This is a genomic window from Dietzia sp. HMSC21D01 (genome assembly GCF_001815995.1).
GTDB lineage: Bacteria > Actinomycetota > Actinomycetes > Mycobacteriales > Mycobacteriaceae > Dietzia > Dietzia cinnamea.
This window is the reverse complement of the sequence record NZ_KV823731.1, coordinates 1-688: the sequence shown is the minus strand read 5'-3', so window position 1 is coordinate 688 and position 688 is coordinate 1. Positions and strand designations below refer to the sequence as shown.

The window sequence follows — 688 nt, the reverse complement described above, 5'->3', positions numbered from 1 at the left end:
ATGGTGAGCGTGGCAGTGATGTCTCGCCGTAGCCAGAATCCGAGGAAGCCGTTGTCGTAGGTGGTGCGTGGTTCGTCGATGAGGATGTCTCCGGTGGCGGTATCGGTGACGGTGACCTGCACCTGGTGCGGATGGGCGGGGCCGGGCAGGTGCGGCAGTATCTCTGGGGCCGCCCACCAGGCATATAGCCCGGATGCCGCGGGTAGCGTGGTCAGGTCTCCGAGCGGGTGGGTGGTGGAACTCAGAGCCGCGATCGTGGCCGCCGGGCCGAGAGGGTCAGGGGCGGTCATGCCAGTAAGCCTGATAATCCGTCGGTGGCGTCGAGGTAGCCGACATCGCGCAAGGCCGCCTCGAGAATCCGGACATGTGGAAGGCGCAGTTCAGCAGCCATGCCGTTGAGGGTCGTTCGGGCCGGCAGGCCGCGCAGGCCGTGGGTGCGCCACAGGTGCAAATTCTGGCGAGTGATCCCGATTCGACGGGCCAGCTCGGCCTCACTGACGCCGTAGGCGCGCTATTGGGCGTCGATGAGCTCGACCAGGTGAGGAGTCTCCATAGCTCCGAGTGTCCAGGTGCGCCACAGGTATCGTCAAGGGATAGTTAACGCTTGCGACAAGTTCCACTTTACATAACGACAATTATCGGCGTTAACATAATGGCTGGTCGGGCCCTGTTTTGGGGCTACGGTGTG

1 pseudogene is annotated in these 688 nt (G+C 63.4%); it reads right to left on the bottom strand.

Annotation, left to right across the window (positions count from 1 at the left end):
• Positions 1-290: pseudogene (locus HMPREF3086_RS19230) on the bottom strand (hypothetical protein); the annotation flags it as partial.
• Positions 291-688 lie beyond the last annotated feature (398 nt).